Annotated in this window: 20 protein-coding genes; 6 read left to right on the top strand and 14 right to left on the bottom strand. The window is 62.4% G+C overall.

Translation table 11 applies throughout. From position 1 onward, the window contains the following. Window positions 1-105 precede the first annotated feature (105 nt). Both msbA and ACIPZG_RS16825 read right to left on the bottom strand, forming a co-directional pair. Window positions 106-1,914 carry a lipid A export permease/ATP-binding protein MsbA gene (gene msbA, locus ACIPZG_RS16830; protein ID WP_008095063.1) on the bottom strand — a complete coding sequence of 603 codons (1,809 nt, stop codon included), beginning with the start codon at window positions 1,912-1,914 and terminating at the stop codon, window positions 106-108. 15 nt (window positions 1,915-1,929) lie between these two features. Further along, window positions 1,930-3,105 carry an O-antigen ligase family protein gene (locus ACIPZG_RS16825; RefSeq protein WP_400715526.1) on the bottom strand — a complete coding sequence of 392 codons (1,176 nt, stop codon included), beginning with the start codon at window positions 3,103-3,105 and terminating at the stop codon, window positions 1,930-1,932. A gap of 98 nt (window positions 3,106-3,203) precedes the next feature. Here ACIPZG_RS16825 and ACIPZG_RS16820 point away from each other — a divergent pair, with 98 nt between their 5' ends. Continuing rightward, window positions 3,204-3,809: a hypothetical protein gene (locus ACIPZG_RS16820; protein ID WP_008095067.1), complete on the top strand. Its 606-nt coding sequence runs from the start codon at window positions 3,204-3,206 to the stop codon at window positions 3,807-3,809. Between the two features lie 3 nt (window positions 3,810-3,812). On the opposite strand, the gene ACIPZG_RS16815 is transcribed toward ACIPZG_RS16820, so the two are convergent. The 8 genes from ACIPZG_RS16815 to ACIPZG_RS16780 form a co-directional block, all read right to left on the bottom strand. Further along, window positions 3,813-4,904: a glycosyltransferase gene (locus tag ACIPZG_RS16815; RefSeq protein WP_400715524.1), complete on the bottom strand. Its 1,092-nt coding sequence runs from the start codon at window positions 4,902-4,904 to the stop codon at window positions 3,813-3,815. 45 nt (window positions 4,905-4,949) lie between these two features. Then, window positions 4,950-5,723, bottom strand: a complete 774-nt coding sequence (locus tag ACIPZG_RS16810; RefSeq protein WP_400715522.1) for a glycosyltransferase family 2 protein — start codon at window positions 5,721-5,723, stop codon at window positions 4,950-4,952. Between the two features lie 67 nt (window positions 5,724-5,790). After that, a complete protein-coding gene (locus tag ACIPZG_RS16805) occupies window positions 5,791-6,747 on the bottom strand; it encodes a glycosyltransferase (RefSeq protein WP_400715520.1) in 957 nt (318 codons plus the stop codon). A 47-nt stretch (window positions 6,748-6,794) separates the two neighbouring features. Further along, window positions 6,795-8,198: a PIG-L deacetylase family protein gene (locus ACIPZG_RS16800; protein WP_400715518.1), complete on the bottom strand. Its 1,404-nt coding sequence runs from the start codon at window positions 8,196-8,198 to the stop codon at window positions 6,795-6,797. Continuing rightward, window positions 8,195-9,091, bottom strand: a complete 897-nt coding sequence (locus ACIPZG_RS16795) for an antimicrobial resistance protein Mig-14 (protein ID WP_400715516.1) — start codon at window positions 9,089-9,091, stop codon at window positions 8,195-8,197. The genes ACIPZG_RS16800 and ACIPZG_RS16795 overlap by 4 nt, the downstream gene beginning before the upstream one ends. Next, complete coding sequence (locus tag ACIPZG_RS16790; protein ID WP_400715514.1) at window positions 9,091-10,221, bottom strand: glycosyltransferase; 1,131 nt, start codon at window positions 10,219-10,221, stop codon at window positions 9,091-9,093. Before ACIPZG_RS16790 ends, ACIPZG_RS16795 begins: the two co-directional genes overlap by 1 nt. Beyond that, window positions 10,205-11,962, bottom strand: a complete 1,758-nt coding sequence (locus tag ACIPZG_RS16785) for a carbamoyltransferase (protein ID WP_400715512.1) — start codon at window positions 11,960-11,962, stop codon at window positions 10,205-10,207. Before ACIPZG_RS16785 ends, ACIPZG_RS16790 begins: the two co-directional genes overlap by 17 nt. A gap of 202 nt (window positions 11,963-12,164) precedes the next feature. Further along, window positions 12,165-13,001, bottom strand: a complete 837-nt coding sequence (locus ACIPZG_RS16780; RefSeq protein WP_400715510.1) for a 23S rRNA (adenine(2030)-N(6))-methyltransferase RlmJ — start codon at window positions 12,999-13,001, stop codon at window positions 12,165-12,167. Window positions 13,002-13,157: 156 nt separating this feature from the next. Here ACIPZG_RS16780 and ACIPZG_RS16775 point away from each other — a divergent pair, with 156 nt between their 5' ends. Beyond that, window positions 13,158-13,418, top strand: coding sequence for a hypothetical protein (locus ACIPZG_RS16775; RefSeq protein ID WP_400715508.1), 261 nt, complete (start codon window positions 13,158-13,160; stop codon window positions 13,416-13,418). 62 nt (window positions 13,419-13,480) lie between these two features. Here ACIPZG_RS16775 and putP read toward each other — a convergent pair whose 3' ends face one another. After that, the gene (putP, locus tag ACIPZG_RS16770) at window positions 13,481-14,959 is read right to left on the bottom strand and encodes a sodium/proline symporter PutP (protein ID WP_400715506.1); all 1,479 of its coding nucleotides are present in this window, start codon (window positions 14,957-14,959) and stop codon (window positions 13,481-13,483) included. A 356-nt stretch (window positions 14,960-15,315) separates the two neighbouring features. On the opposite strand from putP, the gene putA reads away from it, so the two are divergent. Continuing rightward, entirely contained in the window at window positions 15,316-19,269 is a 3,954-nt protein-coding gene (putA, locus tag ACIPZG_RS16765) for a trifunctional transcriptional regulator/proline dehydrogenase/L-glutamate gamma-semialdehyde dehydrogenase (RefSeq protein WP_400715504.1), read from the top strand. 153 nt (window positions 19,270-19,422) lie between these two features. On the opposite strand, the gene ACIPZG_RS16760 is transcribed toward putA, so the two are convergent. The 3 genes from ACIPZG_RS16760 to ACIPZG_RS16750 all read right to left on the bottom strand — a co-directional run bounded on the left by ACIPZG_RS16760 (window position 19,423) and on the right by ACIPZG_RS16750 (window position 21,011). Beyond that, window positions 19,423-19,860 carry a hypothetical protein gene (locus ACIPZG_RS16760; protein ID WP_400715502.1) on the bottom strand — a complete coding sequence of 146 codons (438 nt, stop codon included), beginning with the start codon at window positions 19,858-19,860 and terminating at the stop codon, window positions 19,423-19,425. A gap of 8 nt (window positions 19,861-19,868) precedes the next feature. Continuing rightward, window positions 19,869-20,363, bottom strand: a complete 495-nt coding sequence (locus ACIPZG_RS16755) for a hypothetical protein (RefSeq protein ID WP_400715500.1) — start codon at window positions 20,361-20,363, stop codon at window positions 19,869-19,871. A 378-nt stretch (window positions 20,364-20,741) separates the two neighbouring features. Next, window positions 20,742-21,011 carry a DUF3077 domain-containing protein gene (locus tag ACIPZG_RS16750; protein WP_400715728.1) on the bottom strand — a complete coding sequence of 90 codons (270 nt, stop codon included), beginning with the start codon at window positions 21,009-21,011 and terminating at the stop codon, window positions 20,742-20,744. 735 nt (window positions 21,012-21,746) lie between these two features. Between ACIPZG_RS16750 and ACIPZG_RS16745 the strand changes: the two genes are divergently transcribed. The 3 genes from ACIPZG_RS16745 to ACIPZG_RS16735 are packed head-to-tail and all read left to right on the top strand — an operon-like array spanning window position 21,747 to window position 26,354. Next, window positions 21,747-23,549, top strand: a complete 1,803-nt coding sequence (locus tag ACIPZG_RS16745; RefSeq protein ID WP_400715498.1) for an acyl-CoA dehydrogenase — start codon at window positions 21,747-21,749, stop codon at window positions 23,547-23,549. Window positions 23,550-23,580: 31 nt separating this feature from the next. Continuing rightward, window positions 23,581-25,023: a TldD/PmbA family protein gene (locus ACIPZG_RS16740; protein ID WP_400715496.1), complete on the top strand. Its 1,443-nt coding sequence runs from the start codon at window positions 23,581-23,583 to the stop codon at window positions 25,021-25,023. Continuing rightward, complete coding sequence (locus ACIPZG_RS16735) at window positions 25,023-26,354, top strand: TldD/PmbA family protein (RefSeq protein ID WP_400715494.1); 1,332 nt, start codon at window positions 25,023-25,025, stop codon at window positions 26,352-26,354. Before ACIPZG_RS16740 ends, ACIPZG_RS16735 begins: the two co-directional genes overlap by 1 nt. Window positions 26,355-26,438 lie beyond the last annotated feature (84 nt).

Genomic DNA, 26,438 nt, shown 5'->3' with positions numbered 1-26,438 from the left:
AACAGGGGCAGGATATTAGCACAGGGTAGACGACGGCTTTATGGCCAGATCGACCCTGGAAAATTCCGGTGACAATCGGGGCCGCAGGCCCCGATCACAGAGGACTCAGGTGATATCGGCCTTGGCCGGCTCATCCAGGCCCATGGCATGCAGGCGGGCATAATGGCCATTGGCAGCCAGCAGCTCGGCATGGGTACCACGCTCCACCAGGCGACCCTGGTCCATGACCAGAATCAGATCGGCCTTCTCGATGGTCGACAGGCGGTGAGCGATCACCAGCGTGGTACGGCCTTGCATCACGTGGTCCAGGGCGGCCTGGATGTGCCGCTCGGATTCGGTGTCCAGGGCCGAGGTCGCCTCGTCGAGGATCAGCAACGGTGCGTTCTTCAGCAAGGCCCGGGCAATCGCCAGGCGCTGGCGCTGGCCGCCGGAAAGCAGCACACCGTTCTCGCCAACCTCGGTATCGAAGCCTTTGGGCAACTGGTCGACGAACTCCTTGGCATAGGCATCGGCTGCCGCCGCTTCGATGTCCGCGCGCGGCGCGCCGGCCAGGTCACCATAGGCGATGTTGTTGGCCACGGTGTCGTTGAACAGGGTGACATGCTGGGTCACCTGCGACACGTGCTTGCGCAGGTTGCGCAGGCGGTAGTCCTCGATTTCCACACCATCGAGCAAGATCTGCCCTTCGTTGTGGTGGTAGAAGCGTGGGATCAACGCCGCCAGGGTCGACTTGCCGCTGCCCGAGCGCCCCACCAGGGCGATCATCTGCCCAGGTTCGGCAACGAAGTTGATATCGCGCAGCACTTCGCGCTCGGTGCCAGGGTAGGTGAAGCTCAGGTTGCGCACTTCGAGGCGCCCCTGCACCCGCTCCTTCTCGACCGTGCCGGTATCGATCTCGGGCTCTTCGTCCAGCTGCTCGAAGATGCTCTCGGCACCGGCCAGGCCTTTCTGGATGGTCGAGCTGACTTCCGAAAGCTGGCGGATCGGCTTGGGCAGCAGGCCCGCAGCGGTGATGTAGGCCACCAGGTCGCCGGCGGTGGACTCACCGCGCAGGAACAGCACCAGGAACATCAGCGCCGCCATGGCGCTGTAGATCACCAGCTGCAGCATCGGCGTATACAGCGAACCGGTCTTGGTCATGCGCAGTTGCTTGTCGGTGTTGCTCTGGCTGGCGCGACCGAAGCGCTGCTGTTCGTAAGCCTCGCCGCCGAAGCTGCGAACCACCCGGTAACCCTGGATAGTCTCGGAAGCGACGTGGGTGACATCACCCATGGCCACCTGGATCTTCTTGCTCTGCTTGCGGAATTTCTTGCTGGCGACGCTGACCATCACCGCGATCACCGGCAGGATGGCCACCATCACCAGGGTCAGGTGCCAGTTCATCCACAGCAGGTAGGCAAACAGGAACACCACGGTCAGGCCTTCGCGGATGACCACCTTGATGGCGTCGGTAGCGGCGCCGGTGACCATGGTCACGTTGAAGGTGATGCGCGAGATCAGGTGCCCGGAGTTGTGGTTGTCGAAGTAGCGGTTGGGCAGTACCAGCAGCTTGTTGAACAATTCGACGCGCAGATCATGCACCAGGCACAAGGAGACCTTGGCCAGAAAGTAGTTACCCAGGAAAGAGCCCAGCCCCTGCCAGGCGGCGATCAGGATGATCAGCAGCGGCACCGCCTGCAGCAGCTGCAGGTCGCGCAAGTACGGCACGTTGGGGAACAACACCGCTTCGGGGTTGCTCAGGCCATCGACGAAGTACTTGAGAATCCCGGCCAGCATGGGCTGGGTCGAGGCAAAGATCACGAAACCGATGATGCTCAGCAGGAAAATGCCGACATAGGGTTTCACGTAGCTCAGCAGCCGGAAGTAGATCTTCAGGCTGGAGGTGTGCTCCGCCGGTAGCGGTGTTTCGGCCATCATCGAGCTCGCTGTTCAGGTTGAACCGGAAATTTTACCACAGGCGCCATTTTCGGCACGCCCCCAGGGTAACAACATGGCCAGGCCGACCGTCAGCCAGCTGACGAACCACTCGGCGCGCGGCGTCCCGGTCAGGCTGGCGGCATCGAACTGCATGGCCATGGTGGAGTAAACCCACAACGCGAGCAGGATCTTGCCGAGCACGGTACCCCGGGCGCGAACGATTTCGCCCAACGTGAACAACCACACCGCGATCCACAGCAGCATGCCCGGCAGGCCGAGCTCCATCGCGACATGGGTGAACATGTTGTGCGAGTGATCGAACAACATGCCCGCAGCACTCACCTTGTACTCTGCGCCCAAGCCCAACCCGGTCCAAGGGTGCTCGCCAATCATCTGCAGCACCGACCCGAAAATTTCCGGGCGGAACGAGGTGGCCCGAGCGGTGAGGACGTTGTAGAGCATGTAGAAGGCCAAGCCAGAGACGAGCATCGCCGCCATTGCAATCAGCCGGCTGTGGCGGTCACGGAACCACAGCGGCGCGAGCACGGCGGTGAGCACCAGCGCCAGCGCTGCACCACGGCTCTGGCTGAGCAGGATAAACGCCCCCAGGCACGCCAACGTCAGGAACCAGGCAAACTGCGCACCGCGCTTGCGAGGTACCTGATAAAGCAGAATCAGTATCGCGGCCCCCACCACGTAGGCGCCGAGAATCGGGTGGGAAATTTCGCCAATGCCTTCCAGCCGCCCGATCAACGGGATACCCAGTACGACATAGAAGTTGATGATGGAGATCAACGCGGCGACAGCCAGCAAGCCGCCACCGAGCTGCAGCAAGTGGCGGATCCGCACAAGGCCGGCCTGGGCCAGCAAAGGAAACGCCATCAGGAACACCAGGATGTACACCAGGCGCTTGACCTCCCGCCCGGGCTCCTCGCCTGATGACCAGGACAAGCTGAGCCCTGCCCACAGCATCAACGCCAGCAATGCTCCCCATAGCGCCGGCTGGCGCCGCCAGGCCTCCATGAACACTCCGCGGGCAGACCAGGCCAAGACCAGCGTCGGCAACCACAAGAACACGACCAAACCCTGTTGATAGAGCTTGTTGCTAGGCGCCAATGCAATTGCAGCAATGAACCAGACCAGACCAAAACCCAACCAGGCCCGTGCCCAGCTTTTTTCGTACAACATTCATTCCCCCGGTCAATCAAAGACACCGTCATGGTGCTACCGCATTATTTTCGGCATTATTGCCGTCATTTTGATCGCCAGACGACAAGGCTCAATTCATGCAATGCTCCCCGCTCAACCAGGTCGACTTCGATCAGCTGACACGTGGCGCCCAGGTTCTAGAGGCAGACAGCTATGGTGCCAAAGTCTACCTGCTCGAGGACGGCAATTTCCTCAAGGTTTTTCGTCGTAAACGTTTGATTTCATCTGCGCTGCTTCGCCCCTACTCCCAACGTTTCGTCGACAATGCTGCGCGCCTCGCGCAAATGGGCATTCCCACGCTGCAGGTGATCAGCCAGCACAAGCTCGACCTGCCAGGCCGAACTGCGGTGCTGTACCGCCCGCTTCCCGGGCGCACGCTGTTGCAGATGTCTCGCGATGCCGACTTCAGCTGGGCCACCTACCTGCCCCGCCTGATCGAACTGATCCGCCAATTGCACCGCAGCGGCATCTACTTCCGCTCGCTGCACCTGGGCAATGTGGTGGTAACACCTGATGAGCGCCTTGGCCTGATCGACGTGGCGGACATGCGTTTCCTGCGCCCGCCCCTTTCCGCGCGCATGATCCGGCGTAATGTGCAGCACATGGTGCGTTACATCGAGCGCGAGAAACTGGGTGACCGCTTCCCTCTCGCCGACTTTGAGGCGGCCCTGCTGGCGCGCTGAACCTCAGCCGCGCAGCAGGCTCGCCGAGCCATTCTGGAAGGCCCGCCAGGCCGCTTCCGGCGCCAGCGCCTGACGCTGCCGGGCGGCCAGGGTCGCCGCGCCGAGTGCATCGCAGCGCGCTATCGCTTCGGCCCAGGCATCCATGTCGCCAACCGGCAGGTAGCAACCAGCCCCTTCGAGCTGCTCGTGAAACACCGGCAAGTCACTGCAGATGACCGGCACATCGGCCATCACCGCCTCCTGAACCACCAGGCCCAGGCCCTCGGCACGCGATGGCACCAGCAACCAGTCGAATGCACAGTACAGCTGCCGCAGGTCATCGCGGTGGCCGCACAAGTGCACCCGATCACTCAGTCCCAGTGCATAGACACGCGCCTGCAGATCCGCGCGCAACGGACCGTCACCGATGATCGCCAGGTGCATGTGCGGGTGCCGGGCAGCGCCTTTGGCGAACGCGTCGATCAAGATCTCGAAACCTTTGCTCTCCACCAACCGACCTACGGCGCCAAGCACCTGGCCGTTGGTTTGCGGCAAGGCCAGGGCCTGTCGCGCCTGTTCGCGGCTCATCAAGGATTGACGGAAAGCTTCTGGCTCAAGGGCGATACGCAGCGTCTGGACCGGCCGACCAAGATCCTGCTCCAGCGCCTGAGCGAGCGTCTGCGAAACCGCTGCAATGCTCAGGCGTTCGGCGGGCAGTTCGCGCAACAGGCGAATGTCACTGGCGTTCAAACGCGTCCGGCCATGGAACAGCACCTTGGCCCGCACGTCAGGAATCTGCTGCAGCAATGGCAGTACCAGGCGGGCAACACCGACACCGTCCAGCAGCAGCACATCGACCTCGGCCTCGGCCAGCGCCTTGCGCAGACGCATGCGCAACCACGGCCGCAACAGGCGCCACAGGTGCCGTCCTTTCAGCGCCCGCTGCGGCATGTGCCATTCGCGCGTGGAGCCCAACCCACAGCACAAGCCACTGCCCAGCAACAGCCAGTTACTGATGCGAGCATCTGCGCCAGCGTGCGACAGCACCTGCCGGTGAACCTGATGGATGGACATATATGGCGAACCGCCAGCCCACATCATGTTGACGATGTTCATGGGGATAGTGCCCCTCTCCCGCTCAAGCCAGGTGGGACAGCGAATTCAGTGAACAAATAGTGATATTCCCATGCCTACCAAGGCACCCATAAGCAGCGTCAATGCCAGCTTTACCCGATCCCTTTGGCGCCGTTTGGCCTTGCGCTGAACCTCTTCAGGCAAGGTTACGTGGCTGCCAAACCCCGTGTGCAACACTGCATCACCTTCCAGCGTCACCGCTGTAAGATTTAACTCAGCATAGCGACGGGAAAGCGCCTTTTCACCAGCATAGGCGGCAAAAGGTGCACAGCGCTGATAATCACTGAGGCGACGCAAGCCTGGGTTGAGCGAAAACGCCTGCCACTCGGCTTTCTCCGACAGCAGTGGGTAGCATGGCACCCCCGCGACCACCTGGCGCTCGCCCAAGTGAATGTAGGGACTGTGGATGGCCAAGTCGTGGGCGTAGCTACGCAGCCAGACTTGCAGCAGTTCGGGCCGCTCCTGCAGGACCGCCCGGGAGTCCTCCACGAATGCCTGGCGGTAGAATTGCCAGTCATCTTCGCAATGAAAGATATAGGGCGTCTTGACCCGGCTGTAGGCCAGGTCGATGGACGCCAACTGCCCGAGCTTGGGGCGGTTGACGAATACCGTGCAATACGGTTTCCAATGCTCGGGCACGGCACCGTGCACGGCATCGTCACCCGAGTCTTCGGTAATGAACACTTCACGTATCGGCGCGGTGTTAAAGCGATCGAAACTCTCAAGGGTTTGCTTGAGCAGATCGAATCGACCGCAGCTGGTCACGACAAGCGTGACATCACTTTCTTCAGAAAAGCGCACCGGACTCCCTCCGCGTTGCGACAATCGACTTCCCGTTCCCGGTCCGTGAGCACGAAAGTTCTGTTGGTTAAAAACCCAACTTCAACCGCAACCGCTGCCATGCAGACAGGGGTGGATGCGGCCTCAGTGCCGGGCGCATGTGGTCGACGATGCTACGGCCAACTTCGGCAAAACTGAAACGAGAAATTGCCAAATGGCGCCCGTTTTCAGCAATTTGCCGCGCCAGCGCAGGATCGCCGCGCAAGGTTTTCAGCTTCGCCTGCAGTGCAGGAATGCTGTCGTAGAACACCACGTTGTGCATGTCCTGCAGGCCCAGGGCGCGATTTTCCGCTTCGCCCTGATCGAACGCCAGCAGCACACAGCCACAGGCCATGGCTTCGAAGTTCTTGATCATGTACTCGCCCATGCCGACATCGGCACTGACGAAAAATCGAATGCGGTTGAGAGTATTGCAGTAGTCCTCACCCGACTTGGTGCGGGTAACCACCAGGTCCTCCACCCGCCCCAGTTCGTCCAGCAGCGCCTTGCGCCCGCTATAGGCGACACTGTTGGTACTGCCGACGAAGGCCAACTCGATATCACGCTCGCGGCCTTGGTCGGTGAGCAGTTGTTCATCGTAGCCCTTGGGCACGAATACTGCGTCGAAGCCTTCCTGACGCAAGCGCTCGCTGACCATGTAGCCGGAGCTGATGACCCGCGCCCACGGCAGCTTGCGGTAGTGGGCGCTGAACTTGCCGGTGTATTTGCAGGGGATGTAGTTCTGGTACGCGTCGTGCTCGAGGATGACCAGGTTCGGCACCGTGCGGATGAATGCGACCTGACGAATTTCCTGCTTGAAGCGCAGGAAGAAGACGATGCGGTCATAGCGCTCGACCTGCACTTCGCGCTTGAAGTAGCGGCGCAGGTTGCGTTGGTCTTCGCTGGTCAACCAGCGCAAGTCGCATTCGCAGTTGGCCGCGACGCCGTCGTACAGGCGATCGAGGATCGCCCGCTGTTCCTTCTGCACCAGAAATAGGACTTTCATTGCTTTCCTTGGGCGCTCTGCGCCATCGCGGTCAACCATGGGCATTGTTACAGCTCACGGCGCCAGAACAGTTCATGGCGGCGCACGGCCTTGCGGAAGAACTCGTTCTCCCCGTAAGGCGACGGCCGCCGCCCGGCCAGCCAGCGCTGCAGCAGGCGACGCAAACGGCGCTTGAACGGTGCCGGAGGCTGCAGGTCGTGCATCATGCCCAAGGCCATGGCCTTGTCGCGCTGGGTTGGCAGGTCCAGCACCAGCGCGCATGGCGCCCAGGCCTGGTCGGCCGTCATCTGCGGCGGCAGGGCCACGCCATCACCGCTGTCACCCATCGGCCAGCGGTCGTTGTCATGCAAGTGGTTGGCGTAGCACAGCAGCGTTTGCGGCTGCCATTCCAGGCCCTGCAAGGCCTCGAGCACGGCTGCCTGGGCGCAGATATGGTCAGGGTGTGGGTCGAGTTGCGGGTGCGGCATGACCAGCACCTCTGGCTTGGCCAATGTCAGCAGCGCACGGAGGTCGGCCAGCAGGTTGTGCCAGGTCGGCGCACCATCGCTATCGCCCGGCAGCGTGAACGGATTGAACTGACGGAATGGGCGGATATCGGCCATGTCGGCTTCGCGGGAGGCCGCAGGTACATCCGGCGCGGCCTGCATGGCCGGCAGTTGCAGACAGAAATAGCCCAACTGCAGGCAACGCGCCTCCGGCACGCCGGCCCAGCGCGGTACGGCGATGCTGTCCCAGGCGCGCAGGCGGCCTTTCAGCCGTGCAGCCTCGGCCTTGCCCAGCCCCATCTGCTGATAGTGCTCGGCCTCGATTTCGCCAGCGGTCAGGGTCACCACCCAAGTCTCGTCAGCCTGGCTGTACAAGCCGTAGGCAGCCAGTTCGGCATCATCGGCATGGGGGGCGATGACCATCACGCGGCGACGCCGCAACTCGACGCTGGGCGTGATCCACAGACGCGGCTCACCCAACAACCGGCAATGGCGTCCACGCACACGCAACGTACCTGCCTGCAGCGGCGCGGCCAGGCCGGTCAGGTTGAGAAAGCGCACCCCGTCGACGCCACGCTCGAACGTCTGGCGATCGCTGAGCGAGTCGGCCAGCAACTGCACACAAGGGTCCAGGAAACGCCCCAGCCACCCGCTTTTCACCCGCACTTCGAGAATCAGTGTTTCATTCCCTTGCAGCAGGGTCTCGGCCTTGAACTGCCCGTCACGCCAGCTGACCGCGCCTTCACGGGTCTGCTCGCCAAACCGATAGGCATAGTCTTCATTCGGCGCATAGAACAGGTGATCGGCGAACCAGGCCTCGTGCGCAGCCCAGAGCAACGGCAGCAGCAATAGCGGCAGCCACCACCAGGCAAATACCCCGAGGCAGACCAATGCGACCAAGCCAGCAAGCAGGCCCAGGCGCTTGTTGCGCCGGTGGCGCTTGAGCAACTGCTGCTTGCGACTCACGCCTGGAACACCGGCACAGGGTTGCACCAACGGTCCTTGTACTCGCGATCGGCACGACCGAACGAGAACCGCAGTGGCTTGTTGCGCGCGCGGGCGTCCTCCCAGGCAGCCTGGGTATTGAGGAAGCTCAGCACGCTGCCGGGACTGAAGGCTTTGGTTTCAGGGTCGACGCCGCCGTTGACGTATTCGACGCTGATCCACTCTGGCGCTTCGACCCGATACACCAACTGAATGGCGATGGGTTTGTCGTCAAGCAGCAGCACCGAGCCGATCAACAGCTCACGCAGGCGCTCGAGCACATCGGCCATACGCTGCGCACCGGTAGCGGGGAACCCCCAACGGCGCTGGAACAGATCGAGGTACATCGCTGCGATTTCGCGGGTGCTGAAGTCGCTGATCGGGCGCACCACGCCGCCCGCCTCTTCGAGCAGGCGCAATTCGCGGCGCTGGTTGTAGCGGAATTTTTTCGACAAGTCTTCGTGCGCCCTGGCCATGGCCAACTGTTCTTTCTGCACCTTGAGGCCGGTGAAACGCCCCTGGTTCAGTTCGGACAGGTAGCGCCCGGCATGGCGCAAGGGAGCAGCCGCATCGGCGGCGGCCGGCAGAATGAGCTCGGCATTGCCCAGATCGAACAGCCCTTTCTTGCCGGCGCGCTTGAGCACCTCCTTGGACAGCGCCAGATGACGCCCCCAGGCAGGAACGGCAGCCTTCAGTTCACCCGACTGATGCCAGCCCAGGTAGCGCACGGGAATCTGTGCAAGATCGGCCAGTTGCTCGATCACCAATGGATGCGTCGCGACACTGCCACCAAAGCGCGCCCAGGCCTCGGCATAGGCGGCTGCATCGATGACCTGCCAACCGCGCTCGCGGAAGGCCTGAATAGAATTGAGCATCACGCCTGCGCCACCAACGCGCGAACTTGTGGCAGCTGCCAGAAGGCCTCGCGTACTGCCTGGTCGGAAAAACGCTGGTGCAGGCGCTGCAGCATGTGCGTGGCACACGCCTCGCGCTGCTGCGCATCCAGCTCGCCCATGTGTTCAAGGCCCTGCGCCAGCTGCCCGGCATCACCGAGCGGGAACAGCATGCCGACACCCTCGACCACTTCGCGCGCACCGCCGCAGGCAGTGGCCAGCAGCGGCACGCCAGCGACCATGGCTTCGAGCAGGACCATGCCGAACGGCTCATGGTCGGAGCTCAGGGCAAACACGTCGAACGCCTGGAAGTAGCGCCGGGCATCGGGCACCTGGCCAAGGAAGTCGACCTGCCCGGCGATGCCCAGCTCTGCGGCCTGCGCCTTGAGCTTGTCTTCCAGACGCCCTTTGCCAAGGATCGCCAGGCGTGCGCCGGCAGGAAGCGTTGGCAGTGCCTGGGCAAAGCCACGCAGCAAGGTAGCCTGGTCCTTGTCTGGATGCAGGCGTCCGACGTTGCCGACGACCCAGGCCTGTGCATCCAGCCCCAGGGCCTGACGCGCTTCGGCACGAGGCACCAACGCTGCTTGCAGCGCCTCGATGTCGATGCGGTTGTACAGGGTCTGGATACGCTCGGCGGGCCACTGCGGCAAGCAACGGCGCATGTCATCACGCACCGCATCGGACACGCCAAGCAGGCTCAACCGCTTGCTGAACAGATTGGCGAACAGCCGCCGCCCCTTGCGCTGGTAGTCACCAAAGGCATGGTGCACACCAATGACCGGCAGGTTGGTACCCAGCAAGGCCACATAGATCGGCTTGAACCGGTGAGCGATGCAGAAACTGAAATGGCGCTCGGCCGCGATCCGACGCAGCGCGCGGATGGCACCCAGCTTCAGGCCGCGCACGGCCTTGGAGCTGAACTCCAGGAACAGCACCTCGTCCGACGCGCAGCCAGCCGCGACCTGCGGGTCGCTGGCGCCGGTGAGAAAGACCGTGGTGACCTTGTAGCCACTACCCTGAAACAGGCTGGCGTACTGACGGGCACAGTCGAGGAACGGCCCGTCATAGCCATGGCAGAACTGCAGGACACGCTGTTCAGAGCGGCTGGTCATACGCGGCAGCGCCGTCCTTCACGACCAGGATGTCTTCCATGATCAGGTACTGAAGGTCCGAGCCGAAGAACATGTTCAAGGCATCGGTGGGCGAGCAGATCATCGGCTCGCCACGGCGGTTGAGCGAGGTGTTCAGCGACACGCCGTTGCCGGTCAGGTCTTCCAGCGCCTTCATCATGTCGTAGTAGCGCGGGTTGTACTCGCGCTTGAGCACCTGGGCACGCGAGGTGCCGTCTTCGTGGACCACTTCGGGCACACGGGTCTTCCACTCTTCAGCCACTTCGAAGGTGAAGGTCATGAACGGCGCCGGGTGATCGACCTTGATCATCTGCGGGGCGACGGTGTCGAGCATCGACGGGCAGAAAGGTCTCCAGCGCTCGCGGAACTTGATCTGGTGGTTGATGCGGTCGGCTACGCCCTCAACGCTCGGGCAGCCGATGATCGAACGACCGCCCAGCGCACGCGGGCCGAACTCCATGCGGCCCTGGAACCAGGCCACCGGGTTGCCGTCGACCATGATCTTGGCGATCTGCTGCGGCATGTTGTCGAGCTTGCGCCATTTGGGCTGGTTCGGGTGACGGGCGCAGGCCGCGATCACGTCCTCGTTGGAGTACGACGGGCCGAGGTAGACGTGTTCCATCTTCTCGACCGGCACGCCACGGGCGTGGGACACGTAGGCCGCAGCACCGACCGCGGTACCGGCGTCGCCGGAGGCCGGCTGGACGAACAGTTCCTTGACGTCGGAACGGGCGATGATCTTCTGGTTGAGCTTGACGTTCAGCGCGCAGCCGCCAGCGAAGGCCAGCTTGCCGGTTTCACGCAGGGTATCGCCCAGGTAGTGGTCGATCATCTGCAGGGCGAGCTTCTCGAACAGCGCCTGCATGCTCGCCGCATAGTGAATGTACGGCTCGTCGGCGATATCGCCTTCGCGCTTGGGGCCCAGCCATTCGATCAGCTTCGGCGAGAAGTAGAAGCCCTTGCCCTTCTCTTTATAGCGGCGCAGGCCAATCACGTTGGCGTAATCGGTGTTGATCACCAGTTCGCCGTTCTCGAAGCTGGCCAGACGCGAGAAGTCATATTTGCTGGCATCGCCGTAAGGCGCCATGCCCATGACCTTGAACTCGCCGTCGAGCATTTCGAAGCCGAGGAATTCGGTGATCGCGCCATACAGGCCGCCCAGCGAATCCGGGTCGAAGAACTCTTTGATCTTGTGGATCTTGCCGTTTTCGCCGTAGCCGAAGAAGGTCGTGGCGTACTCGCCCTTGCCATCGATGCCGAGGATCGCGGTTTTTTCCTTGAAGCCCGAGCAGTGGTAAGCACTGGATGCGTGGGCCAGGTGGTGCTCGACCGGCTCGATCTTGACCTTTTTCGGGTCGAAACCGAGTTGCTCCAGACACCAGACGATCTTCTTGCGGTAGCGCTTGTAGCGGCGGTTGCCCATCAAAATGGCGTCGAGCGCGCGGTCCGGGGCGTACCAGTAACGCTTGGCATAGTGCCAGCGAGCTTTGCCGAACAGGCTGATGGGCGCGAACGGGATGGCGACCACGTCGACATCGGACGGTTTGATACCTGCCTGCTCCAGGCAGAACTTCGCCGACTCGTAGGGCATGCGGTTCTTCGCATGCTTGTCACGCACGAAGCGCTCTTCTTCGGCGGCGGCAATCAGTTTGCCGTCGATGTACAGGGCCGCGGAAGGGTCATGGCTAAGGGCGCCGGACAGGCCAAGAATCGTCAATGCCAAGGGTTTAGCCTCTTCATTCGGTAGAGATGCGCCAGCGGCCTCGTAGGCGGGTGGCGGCTAAAGGGCGAGATTATAACGCAAAGAATTCCAACTGGCCCTATCGCCGGCAAGCCGGCTCCCACAGGTAGGGTGCTGCTCCAAGGGGCAGCGCCGTACCTGTGGGAGCCGGCTTGCCGGCGATAGGGCCAGCAGGGGCAACCGCTTATTCAGCGATCAACCAGTCCATCCGGAAACTGCCTGCAGTCTGCGCCAGCTCCTTGGCCAGCCAGGGCAGCAGCTCCTTGAGCTCCTCCTCCAGCCCCCATGGCGGGTTGGCGATGGCCAGGCCCGAGCCATTGAGGCCCTGCGGGCTGTCCTGGTGATGCACATAGAGCTCAACCCGCAACAGCTTGGGCGCGCCAGTGCTGGTCAGGTCCTGATAGAAGCGGGTCAGCGAACGCTGATCCTTGATCGGGTACCAGATGGCCGCGACAGTCTGGCGCATGCGGCCGATCGCCTCTTTCATCGACGTGGTGCAGCGCTTGAGTTCATCGGCCTGCTCGAACGGCGGGTCGATAAGCATGATCGCGCGCTTCTCCGGCACCGGCAGCAGCGCCCTCGGCACGTGCCAGCCCTCGCCCAGATGGACCACTACGCGTGGGTCCTTCTTCATGTTTTCCTTGAGCAGCGGCCCGTCTTCAGGGTGCTTTTCGTTCAGCAACGCGCGATCTTGCTGACGCATCAGGCGGCGAGCCAGCTCAGGCGAGCCCGGGTAGTAGCGCAGCTCTCCATCGGCATTGAGGCGCTTGATGATGCGCAGATAATCGGCAGCCATCGCTGGCAGGTCATCACGGTTCCACAGGCGCGCGACACCTTCCAGGTATTCCCCGGTACGGGTCGCCTGATCACCTTGCAGGTCGTACAGACCGAGGCCTGCGTGGGTATCGATGTAGGCGAACGGCTGCTCCTTGCGCGACATCAGGGCGATGAGGCGGGTCAGCACGATGTGCTTGAGGACGTCGGCGTGGTTGCCGGCGTGGAAGGCGTGACGATAGTTCATGGAAACTCCTGCGGGGGCGGCAAGTTTACCTTGTCACAGAAGCGGAGTCAGGTGCACCAGCCGATTGGCAGCGCAAAAAGCAGGGGGTAATTCCAGATCCCTTCATTCATTCGCACTGGCGACACTCCCGCCTCCACCCACTCAGGAGTACCTGCAATGAAAGCTTCCATCAAGCTCGACACTAGCGCTTCCGTCCCTCGCCTCAACGGCACGCTCGGCGTCATCAACGCGCCCTACACGGCCGTGGTCGAACTGACCAGGCCAGACGGCAGCACCGATAACATCGTGGTTTCCAGCACGGGCAGCGAAGCGTGGGAGATCACCTTGAACAACTGCGTACCCGGGAACTACGAAGCCGTGATCCGCCCAAGGGAAGCCGGTGCGTTCGAAGCCACCCGCCTGAACTTCTCGCTGTAACAGCACGGCCTGCCGCGCGACCCCTAGAGGGCTCGCGCGGCAGGCCGAAACGTCTTCAGCGGTTACTTGTCGGCGTGATACGCCGCATCAGCCGTTTCAAAACGCTGAACCATGCCCTTGGACGGGCTGCCCAGCTTGCTCACCAGCACGATGGCGATACTGGCGAACAGGAAGCCCGGGATGATTTCATACAGGCCCCAGGTATCGATCTGCTTCCACAGGATCACGGTCAGTGCACCGACCACGATTCCGGCCAGTGCGCCGTTACGGGTCATGCCCTTCCACAGCACCGAAATCAGCACCACCGGACCGAAGGCGGCACCGAAGCCAGCCCAGGCGTAGGCCACCAGGCCCAGCACGCGGTTCTCCGGGTTTGCAGCCATGGCGATGGCGATCAGAGCCACGGCCAGCACCATCAGACGACCGACCCAGACCAGCTCACCCTGGGAAGCATTCTTGCGCAGGAATGCCTTGTAGAAGTCTTCGGTCAAGGCACTGGAACACACCAGCAACTGGCAGCTCAGGGTGCTCATTACCGCCGCCAGGATGGCCGACAGCAGCACACCGGCGATCCACGGGTTGAACAGGATCTTCGCCAGCTCGATGAACACGCGCTCGCGGTTCTCGGTGACAGGGCCCGCCAGCTCAGGGTGCGCGGAGAAGTAGGCGATACCGAAGAAGCCCACCGCACAGGTGCCGGCCAGGCACAGGATCATCCAGGTCATGGAAATGCGGCGGGCCTTGGCGATCGACTTCACCGAATCGGCGGCCATGAAGCGCGCCAGGATGTGCGGCTGGCCGAAATAGCCCAGACCCCAGCCCATCAACGAGATGATGCCGATGAAGGTAGCGCCCTTGAACATGTCGAAGTTGGCAGGGTTCACCGCTTCGATGGCGGCGAAGGTCTGATCGAAGCCACCCGTGGAGATCAGCACGATCACCGGGGTAAGGATGAGCGCGAAGATCATCAGCGTGGCTTGCACCGTGTCGGTCCAGCTCACCGCCAGGAAACCACCGACGAAGGTGTAGGCAATGGTGGCTGCGGCGCCAGCCCACAGCGCAGTCTCGTAGGACATGCCGAAGGTGCTTTCGAACAGGCGGGCACCGGCGACGATGCCGGATGCGCAGTAGATGGTGAAGAACACCAGGATGACGATGGCCGAGATGATCCGCAGCATGCCGCTGTTGTCTTCGAAGCGACTGGCGAAGTAGTCCGGCAGGGTCAGCGCGTCACCGTTGTGCTCGGTCTGCACCCGCAGACGGCCAGCAACGAACAGCCAGTTCAGGTAGGCGCCGACGGTCAGGCCGATGGCGATCCAGGCTTCGGAGAGGCCGGAGAAATAGATGGCGCCTGGCAGGCCCATCAGCAACCAGCCGCTCATGTCGGAAGCACCGGCGGAGAGCGCGGTAACCACACTGCCCAGGCTGCGGCCGCCGAGGATGTAATCGGAAAGGTTGTTGGTGGCGCGATAGGCGGCAAAGCCGATCAGCACCATTGCCGCGATGTAGATCACGAAAGTGATCGTTAGTGGATTGCCCATGCGTGTGCCCTGGCGTTTGTTTTTATCTCATGCGCAACCGTAGCGAGACGGTTGCACCCAGGCGGCGAATCCTATGCAACAACCCGAAGCAGGTGCAACCATTTTTCATTTGCAAGTTGCACCCGGCCGTGCAATTTCAGAACTCATACCTTTTTTGCTCCCTTTTGGAGCAAAAACGGCGTTTTTCATAAGAAAAAGCACCGAACAAGTATGCATTTACCCTGTGGGAAATCTCGCCAGACGAGTTGCACCTTTTACAGACAAAATTAGGGTTGCACCTGGTTGCACCCGAATTGTCCTACAGATACTCTTGACACTAGCTTAGGCCACGCCCGTGGCAATAACGAGGATAAGAAATGGCGACGACCACCCTTGGGGTCAAACTTGACGACCCGACCCGTGAGCGACTCAAGGCCGCTGCGCAGTCCATCGACCGCACGCCGCACTGGTTGATCAAGCAAGCGATCTTCAATTACCTGGAGAAGCTCGAGGGTGGTGCCACCCTGACCGAACTCAACGGTCATGCCAGCAGCGTGGCCGACGACGCTGGCGAAGTACAAGCGGATCACGCTCACCAGTGCTTCCTGGAGTTTGCCGAGAGCATTCTGCCCCAGTCAGTACTGCGCTCCGCCATTACCGCCGCCTACCGCCGCCCTGAGCAGGAAGTCGTGCCGATGCTGCTGGAACAGGCGCGCCTGAGCGCGCCGCTGGCTGAAGCGACCAACAAGTTGGCCGCGGGCATCGCCGAAAAACTGCGCAACCAGAAGAGCGCCGGCGGCCGGGCCGGCATCGTTCAGGGCCTGCTGCAGGAATTCTCGCTGTCGTCCCAGGAAGGCGTTGCCCTGATGTGCCTGGCCGAGGCGCTGCTGCGCATCCCGGACAAAGGCACTCGCGATGCACTGATCCGCGACAAGATCAGCACCGGCAACTGGCAGCCGCACCTGGGCAACAGCCCCTCGCTGTTCGTCAACGCCGCCACCTGGGGCCTGCTGCTGACCGGCAAGCTGGTCTCCACCCACAACGAATCCGGCCTCACCTCCTCGCTCACCCGCATCATCGGCAAGAGCGGCGAACCGATGATCCGCAAGGGCGTCGACATGGCCATGCGCCTGATGGGCGAGCAGTTCGTTACCGGCGAAACCATCGCCGAAGCCCTGGCCAACGCAAGCCGCTTCGAGGCCAAGGGCTTCCGCTATTCCTACGACATGCTCGGCGAAGCGGCACTGACCGAGCACGACGCACAGAAATACCTGGCCTCCTACGAGCAGGCGATCCACTCGATCGGCAAGGCCTCTCACGGCCGTGGCATCTATGAAGGCCCGGGCATCTCGATCAAGCTGTCGGCCCTGCACCCGCGTTACAGCCGCGCCCAGTACGAGCGTGTGATGGAAGAGCTGTACCCGCGCCTGCTGTCGCTGACCCTGCTGGCTAAGCAATACGACATCGGCCTGAACATCGACGCCGAAGAGGCTGACCGCCTGGAGCTGTCCCTCGACCTGCTCGAGCGCCTGTGCTTCGAGCCGTCGCTGGCCGGCTGGAACGGTATCGGCTTCGTCATCCAGGCCTACCAGAAGCGCTGCCCGTATGTGATCGACTACGTGATCGACCTGGCCAAGCGCAGCCGCCACCGCCTGATGATTCGCCTGGTGAAGGGCGCGTACTGGGACAGCGAGATCAAGCGCGCCCAGGTCGAAGGCCTGGAAGGCTACCCGGTGTATACCCGCAAGGTGTACACCGACGTTTCCTACGTCGCCTGTGCCCGCAAACTGCTGGCAGTACCGGAAGCCATCTACCCGCAGTTCGCCACGCACAACGCCCACACCCTGTCGGCCATCTACCACATCGCCGGCCAGAACTATTACCCCGGCCAGTACGAGTTCCAGTGCCTGCACGGCATGGGCGAGCCGCTGTACGAGCAAGTCGTGGGCAAGGTGTCCGAAGGCAAGCTGAACCGCCCGTGCCGCGTGTACGCGCCGGTCGGCACCCACGAAACCCTGTTGGCCTACCTGGTCCGTCGCCTGCTGGAAAACGGCGCCAACACCTCGTTCGTCAACCGCATCGCCGACCACTCGATCTCCATTCAGGAACTGGTCGCCGACCCGGTCGCCAGCATCGAGCGCATGGGCACCCAGGAAGGCAGCATCGGCCTGCCGCACCCACGCATTCCGCTGCCGCGTGACCTCTACGGCAGCGAGCGGGCCAACTCGGCCGGCATCGACATGGCCAACGAACACCGCCTGGCGTCGCTGTCCTGCGCCATGCTGGCCACCGCTCACAACGACTGGAAAGCCGCCCCGCTGCTGGCCTGCGCCGCCAGCGAAGCCGCTGCCGCACCGGTGCTGAACCCGGCCGACCTTCGCGACGTGGTGGGTCACGTCCAGGAAGCCACGGTCGCCGACGTCGACAACGCCATCCAGTGCGCGCTGAACGCGGCCCCGATCTGGCAGGCCACCCCGCCCGCCGAGCGCGCCGCGATTCTGGAGCGCACCGCCGATCTGATGGAAGCCGAGATCCAGCCGCTGATGGGCCTGCTCATCCGCGAGGCCGGCAAAACCTTCGCCAACGCCATCGCCGAAGTGCGCGAAGCGGTGGACTTCCTGCGCTACTACGCGGTGCAGGCACGCAACGACTTCAGCAACGACGCCCACCGCCCGCTGGGCCCCGTGGTGTGCATCAGCCCGTGGAACTTCCCGCTGGCGATCTTCACAGGCCAAGTGGCCGCTGCGCTGGCCGCCGGCAACCCGGTACTGGCCAAGCCTGCTGAACAGACGCCGCTGATCGCGGCCCAGGCCGTGCGCCTGCTGCTCGAAGCCGGCATTCCGCAAGGCGTGCTGCAACTGCTGCCAGGGCGCGGCGAAACCGTCGGTGCCGGCCTGGTCGGTGACGAGCGCGTCAAAGGCGTGATGTTCACCGGGTCCACCGAAGTGGCTCGCCTGCTGCAGCGCAATGTCGCCGGCCGTCTGGACAACCAGGGCCGCCCGATCCCGCTGATCGCCGAAACCGGCGGCCAGAACGCGATGATCGTCGACTCCTCGGCACTGACCGAACAAGTGGTAATCGACGTAGTGTCCTCGGCCTTCGACAGTGCCGGCCAGCGCTGCTCTGCCCTGCGCGTGCTGTGCCTGCAGGAAGACTCCGCCGACCGCGTGATCGAGATGCTCAAGGGTGCCATGGCCGAAAGCCGCCTGGGCAACCCGGACCGCCTGGCCGTAGACATCGGCCCGGTGATCGACGCCGAGGCCAAGGCCGGCATCGAGAAGCACATCCAGGGCATGCGCGAGAAAGGCCGCTCGGTCTACCAGGTGGCCATCGCTGATGCTGCCGAGGTCAAGCGCGGCACCTTCGTCATGCCGACCCTGATCGAGCTGGAAAGCTTCGACGAGCTCAAGCGCGAGATCTTCGGCCCGGTGCTGCACGTGGTGCGCTACAACCGCCGCAACCTCGACCAGCTGATCGAGCAGATCAACAATTCCGGCTATGGCCTGACCCTCGGCGTGCACACCCGCATCGACGAGACCATCGCCAAGGTCGTGGAAACCGCCAACGCCGGCAACATGTACGTCAACCGCAACATCGTCGGTGCAGTGGTGGGCGTGCAGCCGTTCGGTGGTGAAGGCCTGTCCGGCACTGGCCCGAAAGCCGGTGGCCCGCTGTACCTGTACCGCCTGCTGTCGACCCGCCCGGCCGACGCGATTGGCCGCCACTTCCAGCATCAGGATGGCGAAGGCAAGCCAGACCGCACCCTGCACGAGCAACTGGTCAAGCCGCTGCATAGCCTCAAGGCCTGGGCCGAGAGCAACCAGCAAGCCGACCTGGCCGCCCTGTGCAGCCAGTTCGCCGGCCAGTCGCAGAGCGGCATCGCCCGCTTGCTGCCGGGCCCTACCGGTGAGCGCAACAGCTACACCATCCTGCCGCGCGAACACGTGCTGTGCCTGGCCGACAACGAGGCCGACCTGCTCGCGCAGTTCGCCGCTGTATTGGCAGTCGGCAGCTCGGCTGTGTGGGTCGATGGCGAGCCAGGCAAAGCCCTGCGTAGCCGCCTGCCGAAGGAGCTGCAGGCCAAGGTCAAGCTGGTGGCGGACTGGAACAAGGATGAAGTGGCGTTCGACGCCGTGATCCACCATGGCGACTCGGACCAGCTGCGCGGCGTGTGCCAGCAGGTGGCCAAGCGAGCCGGTGCGATTGTTGGCGTGCATGGGCTGTCCAGCGGCGATCACCAGATTGCCCTGGAGCGGTTGGTAATCGAGCGGGCGGTGAGCGTGAATACCGCTGCGGCGGGGGGGAACGCCAGCCTGATGACCATTGGCTGAGGCTGAGGGTTGTTGAAGAAGAAGGAGAGCTTAGGCTCTCCTTTTTTTGCGTGGATTGAGGGTGCCTGTCTTGGGTATTGCAGCGCCCTTGAGATCGAGCGCCGCGCGGGCGGCGCTCGATCTCATGACCACCACAAAAGTCGTGGCGAGCAGTCAGTGCTTCATCCCACCACGACGCAACCACCACAAGCTCAATGCCTTGGCTAACTCTGAAGCCACTAACAGGCAAGCCCACACCCAGTTACTCAGGCCCGCAATCAAAGTCGGCACCATCAAGAAAATGGATACGGACGGAACAATAAATAACGCTCGAAATGGAATTTGTACGGCTGCAAAGTAGATAGCTGACCTGCCACCCCTATAAAGCAGCACACAGCTAACAACCACAGAAAGCTGTACGGCAAGTCCTAGCCCTATCATCACCTCTAGACCGCCTCCCCAATTCTTCATGTTGGTGAGCGCGTCATTCAGGTCGGTCCAAAGCGGTATCGCACCTCGGCGCAGGCTGCTAAACAATACAAAGAAAATATAGAAAGCATCCATAGCACTCCAGAACAACAGCGTGGGACGCCTTGCGTTAAATACCGGCATTTATGAAATTATCCTTTCTTAAATTCGTAGACCTCATTGGCCAGCACCGGACGCCAATGCCAGGACACACCGGAAATGTCCCAGTGATCGTCAGCCTCCACATAATGCTGCTGAGTCTTTCGTTCCGTTCCGTATTGATGAACTGCAGAAGATCGCGAAAACTCGCGCTCGCCGTCCGCTAGAGGAACCCATCGCTGAGTGACGGTTCTTGTTGTGTTTGCAAAGTCTTTCCCAGAGGACAAAAACACTCGACCTTCATCTCCGCGAGAGGTCAAGAAGTTAGCAAGAAAAGCCGCTCCAGATGTCACCTTGTTGAGTTCAATATTGACAATCTTCCATTTGCCAGCCCCTTCACCGCATACGCCTGACGCAGCGAACTGTTGCAGTTCTACCTTAGACTTGCAAAACCTTGAGCCACTGTAACGCTCAGGATCAATAGGCCGATAAGGCTTATCTTTTAACAGAAGCCACTCACCCCTCTCTACAGGCCGTAGCACCATCATTATTTGATCTCGCGTGAGTTTTTCAGCTTGAAAAAAAACCGCAGTCTTTCAGAAGCTCTCTCAACCCGCAAAGGTCGCACCTGCCTTGAAGGTTGTCGAAAACATAAGAAGTGGCGAAGAATGGATCTTCAACTCTATCCAACTCCTCCTTCCAAATACCGCTCCAGCGAGACAGCCTTTCCATAGCGCTACTCCATAGTATAAAGAGCAATGTCTAACCAAAACGGATCACTAGCGCACCATCGAAATTTCCTATTTGGAAGTAGGAATTTCCTTTTTCATCTTTGAAATCTCAGGCTCGGGCAGAACTGGATCAAAAAGGGCCGCAAAGCGACCCCGAAACTTCATGTAGTCGCTCAAAAAAAGCGTCGCGAAGACTCAGTGCTTCATCCCCAGCTCAGCATCATCCAGCAGGGCCTTGGCCAAGCCACTCAGGTAGTGGGAAGCCCAGATCAATTTCTGGTCACCTTCCATCAGCCCAGTCAGGGTCATGTCCCGCACATAGCCCATCAGTTCAGAAGCCTGTTCACGAGCTGCTTGGCAGGGGATGCCGGGTGCAATGCAAAACAATGGCTGGGTCATGCCTTCACCTTGGAAGAACTGGGTCTTGCCCACCGTTGTGCAGGTTTTTGTGTCGTCTGTGCTCATTGCTTGATCTCCCTGAGTTTTCATTGCCTGGTCTGGCCCTTTCGCGGGGCAAGCCCGCTCCCACAAGATCTCCGCCGCCCTCAGGCAGGGCGGGGAACCTGTGGGAGCGGGCTTGCCCCGCGAAAGGGCCAGACCAGACAACTGCGCCTGGATCAACGCCGTCTCTAGCAACACCCGCAGCGTTTCGAGTTCATGGATGGAGGCCATCATCAGGATCGACGCAGGAGATTTGGGCTGCTGCAAAAAAGCCTGATGCACCACGGTATGTGCGCACTGGGGACGATCTTGAGCATTGGTATTTTTCTCGATGAGGGCCGCCACCATCTGCTGTCAAACAAAAAGGTGGCAGCTGTGTATGGGTTGACAGACCGGTAGAAAAATCCAAAAAACCCGGCGCACACGAAGTGCCCCACACACAGCCGCCATAAAGGCTAAGCCAAGAGAATTTTCTGGACGGCCTGTCAAAGCCGGTCGCTGATGCGCAACGACTGCCCGAGACTAGAGCGCCACCCAGAACATCGCAATGGCTTGGAAGGGTTAAGATTATGTTTGGGAAATTGAATACAAGAAAGCGGGAAATTCCTACAATTTACATACAAATCGCAACAACTTACGCTTTCGCCAACCCCCTCCCCGCCACCCCACCTTCTAAACCCATATCACCCACACCAATTAACCTTCTTCCCTCCCCGTTCAAACCCTAGACTCGGTCCAACCCCGCAAAGGACCGCCCCCATGCCCGAGACTCTGCTCAGCCCCCGCAACCTCGCCTTCGAACTCTACGAAGTCCTCGACGCCGAAGCCCTGACTGAGCGCCCGCGCTTCGCCGAGCACAGCCGCGAAACATTCGACGCCGCGCTGACCACTGCCCGCACCATCGCCGAGAAGTACTTCGCCCCGCACAACCGCAAGGCCGACGAGAACGAGCCGCGCTACGTCGACGGCCGCGCCGAGCTGATCCCCGAGGTCAAACCTGCTGTCGACGCCTTCCTCGAAGCCGGTTTTCTCAACGCCAACCGCGACTTCGAAGTCGGCGGCATGCAGTTGCCCAGCCTGGTGTCGCAAGCCTGCTTCGCCCACTTCCAAGCCGCCAACGCCGGCACCACGGCCTACCCGTTCCTCACCATGGGCGCAGCCAACCTGATCGAAAGCTTCGGCAGCGAAGAACAGAAACGCCTGTTCCTGCAGCCGATGATCGAAGGCCGCTACTACGGCACCATGGCCCTGACCGAACCCCACGCAGGCTCGTCGTTGGCCGATATCCGCACCCGCGCCGAACCCGCCGGCGACGGCAGCTACCGACTCAAGGGCAACAAGATCTTCATTTCCGGCGGCGACCACGAACTGTCGGAAAACATCGTGCACATGGTCCTGGCCAAGCTGCCGGACGCCCCTGCCGGGGTAAAAGGCATTTCGCTGTTCATCGTGCCCAAGTACCTGGTCAACCAGGACGGCAGCCGTGGCCCGCGCAACGATGTGCTGCTGGCCGGCCTGTTCCACAAGATGGGCTGGCGCGGCACCACCTCCACCGCGCTGAACTTCGGTGACCACGGCGAGTGTGTCGGCTACCTCGTGGGCCAGCCGCACCAAGGCCTGGCCTGCATGTTCCAGATGATGAACGAGGCACGCATCGGCGTTGGCATGGGTGCGGTGATGCTGGGTTACGCCGGCTACCTGTATTCGCTGGAATATGCCCGGCAACGCCCGCAGGGCCGCCTTCCGGACAGCAAGGACCCCCTCAGCCCTGCCGTGCCGATCATCAACCACACCGACGTGAAGCGCATGCTGCTGGCGCAAAAGGCCTACGTCGAAGGTGCGTTCGACCTGGGCCTGTATGCCGCGCGCCTGTTCGACGACACCCACACAGCCGTCGACGAAAGCGCACGCAAACAGGCCAAAGAGTTGCTCGACCTGCTGACCCCGATCGTCAAGTCCTGGCCCTCGACGTTCTGCCTCAAGGCCAACGAACTGGCCATCCAGATCCTCGGCGGCCACGGCTACACCCGCGAATACCCAGTCGAGCAGTACTACCGCGACAACCGCCTGAACCCGATCCACGAGGGCACCGAAGGCATCCAGTCGCTCGACCTGCTCGGTCGCAAACTGGCGCAGAACAACGGTGCTGGCCTCAAGCAGCTGATCCGGCTGATCGCCAGCACCGGCGAGCGCGCCAGCCACCATCCGAACCTCGACCCCCTGCGCCAGCCCCTGGAGCAACTGGTCAATCGCCTGCAAGGCGTAACCTTGGCTCTGCTTGGCGACCTGGCCCAAGGCAGAATCGCCGGCACCCTGGCCAACTCCGCCCTGTACCTCAAGGCCTTCGGCCACTGCGTCGTCGGCTGGCGTTGGCTGGAACAGGCGATCCACGCCGAACTCGGCCTGCTCAAGGGCAATGCCGCGGACCGCGACTTCTACCTGGGCAAATTGCAGGCCGCCCGTTATTTCCTGACCTGGGAAGTACCTGGCTGCCATAATGAACTGGCATTGCTCGAGGCACGCGACGACACTTGCCTCGCCATGCAAGAGGGGTGGTTCTAGGGGGAGCCACCGTGTAAACGGAGGCTTCCACATGTTCGATTCCAGCGCCCTGCTGCGCCAGCGCTTTGCCGCGCTGCGCAGCACGGCCGAGTTGTTTTCCCTGCGTCATGTAAAACAGTCGCACCAGTCGCTTTCGGTACGGCGCAACGTCGCCGAGCCGCCTTACTTCAGCCAGGACGAAGGCGCCATGCTGACCGTGCGGGTCAATGGCGTGGAGGCCTATGCCGCCACCGCCGACCTGTCCCAGCAGGGCCTGCAGCGCGCCTTGGAACAGGCCGAATCACTCGCCCGGCAAATCGCCCGGCAGAGCCTGCTCGACCTGCGCGAGCAACCGGTGCCCAGTGCGCGCCATGACCATGTCTCGCCCAACTTCGACCAGCCGCTGCCGAGCCTCGCCGACTGCCTGGGCCTGCTCGCCGCCGAATCGGCCAGCGTGCCCAAGGACAGCCGCCTGGTGGATTGGCAGGCCAGCCTGAGCATGAGCCTGGTCGAGCAGACCTACCTGAACTCCGCCGGCGCCGAGCTGCGCCATGCCCAGCGTTTCCTGTTCCCGGGCCTGGGCGTGACTGCCAGCGACGGTCAGGACAGCCAGAGCCGCAGCCTGGGCCGGGACAATTTCGGCCAGCAGGGTGGCTTCGAGATCGTCGAGCGCTGCGGCCTGCTCGGCGCCGCCAGCCGCGTTGCCGACGAAGCCCTGCAACTGCTGCAGGCACCCAACACCCCGAGCGGCCCGCGCGACCTGTTGCTGATGCCCGACCAGATGATGCTGCAGATCCACGAGTCCATCGGCCACCCGCTGGAGATGGACCGCATTCTCGGCGACGAGCGCAACTACGCCGGCACCAGCTTCGTCAAAACCAGTGATTTCGGTCACCTGCAGTACGGCTCGAAACTGCTCAACGTCACCTTCGACCCGACCATTGGCGAAGAACTGGCCAGCTACAGCCATGACGACGACGGCAGCCAGGCCAGCAAGCAGTTCCTGATCCGCGACGGCCTGTTGCTGCGCCCGCTGGGCGGCGCGCTGTCGCAGTTCCGCTCCGGCCTCGACGGCGTGGCCAACAGCCGCGCCTGTGGCTGGAACCGTGCGCCGATCGACCGCATGGCCAACCTCAACATCGAGCCGGGCGATCAGTCGCTGCAGCAACTGATCGAAGGGATCGAGCACGGCATCCTGATGCGCACCAACCGCTCCTGGTCCATCGACGATGCGCGCAACAAGTTCCAGTTCGGCTGTGAATGGGGCCAGCTGATCGAAAACGGCGAGCTCAAGGGCATCGTCAAGAACCCCAACTACCGCGGCATCTCCGCGCAGTTCTGGGGCAACCTGACGGCGGTTGGCGACCGCAGCACCTTCCAGGTACTGGGCACACCCAACTGCGGCAAGGGCGAACCCAACCAGGTGGTACGGGTCGGCCACGCCTCGCCGGCCTGCGTGTTCCGCCAGATCGACGTATTCGGGGGAGACGCCTGATGAGCGCCACACCACAGCAACGCTTCGAAAGCCTGGTCAGCGCCCTGCGTGATGCCCTGCAACCCGGCGAACAGTTCACCCTCGGCTACAGCGCCGAACAGTCGCAATTCGTGCGCTTCAACCACGCCAAGGTGCGCCAGGCCGGCGCTGTCAGCCAGGCCAGCGCACACCTGCGGCTGATCCGCGACGGACGCCAGGCAGAACATCAGGTGACCTTGAGCGACGATGCGCAACTGGACCATCAGCGCCTGAGCGATGCCTTGGCGCAACTGCGCCAGATCCTGCCATTGCTGGCCAAGGACCCCTACCTGCGCCTGGACGAAAACGCCTGGCACAGCCACAGCCTGCAAGCGCAAGCGCTGCCGGCGCTAAGCGACGTCCTGGCACTGCTCGACCGAGAAGCCGGCGACCTGGACCTGGTCGGTATCTATGCCGCCGGCCCGATCAGCCGAGGGTTCGCCAGCTCCTTTGGCGCCTTTGGCTGGCATCAGGCCAACAGTTTCAACTTCGACTGGAGCCTGTTCCACGACAATGGCCAGGCCGTGAAGGCCAACTATGCCGGCCAGGTGTGGAGCAACGACGATTTCATCGCGCGCCTGCGTCTGGCCCGTGAACAACTGGGCTTCCTCGGCCGCCCGGCGATCACCCTCAAGCCTGGGAGCTACCGCGCTTACCTGGCACCAGCCGCCATGGACGAAATCGCCGGCATGCTGTGCTGGGGTGGGTTCTCCGCCCAGGCCCTGGCCACCGGCAACAGCGCCTTGCAGCGCCTGTACAGCGGCGATGCGCAGCTGAGCCCGCAGGTCAGTTTCAGCGAGCAGGTCAGCGGCTCGTTGAGCCCGGCGTTTTCCGATGAGGGCTCACCGCGCCTGGATGTGCCCTTGATCCGCCAGGGGCAAGCCGTGGACAAGTTGGTCAGCGCGCGCAGTGCGGTGGAGTTCGAGCTGCTGGCCAATGGCGCCGACAGCTACGAGTCACCCTGCGCGCTGAGCCTGGCCCCGGGTGAGCTGGCCAGCGAGCAGATTCTCGAACGGCTTGGCACTGGGCTGTACATCAGCAACCTGTGGTACTTGAACTATTCGGACCTGCCAGCGGCGCGCATGACCGGGCTTACCCGCTTTGCCACCTTCTGGGTGGAGAACGGGGAGATTCAGGGGCCGGTCAGCACCATGCGCTTCGATGACAGCTTGTACAGCCTGCTGGGTGACCAGCTGGAAGGCCTGACGCGCGAGCGCGAGATGATCTTGTCGACCAGTACCTATGGGCAGCGCAGCACCGGGTCGAGTCATTTGCCGGGGGCGCTGGTCAAAGGGCTGACCCTGACTTTGTGATTGGCCATTCGGGCCTCATCGCCGGCAAGCCGGCTCCCACAGTGTCCGCGGCGAAGCGGAACTTGTGGGAGCCGGCTTGCCGGC

It is taken from the genome of Pseudomonas sp. NPDC089395, from assembly GCF_044749525.1.
Taxonomy (GTDB): domain Bacteria; phylum Pseudomonadota; class Gammaproteobacteria; order Pseudomonadales; family Pseudomonadaceae; genus Aquipseudomonas.
The sequence above is the reverse complement of the archived record's forward strand: the minus strand, read 5'-3'. Positions and strand labels throughout refer to the sequence as shown.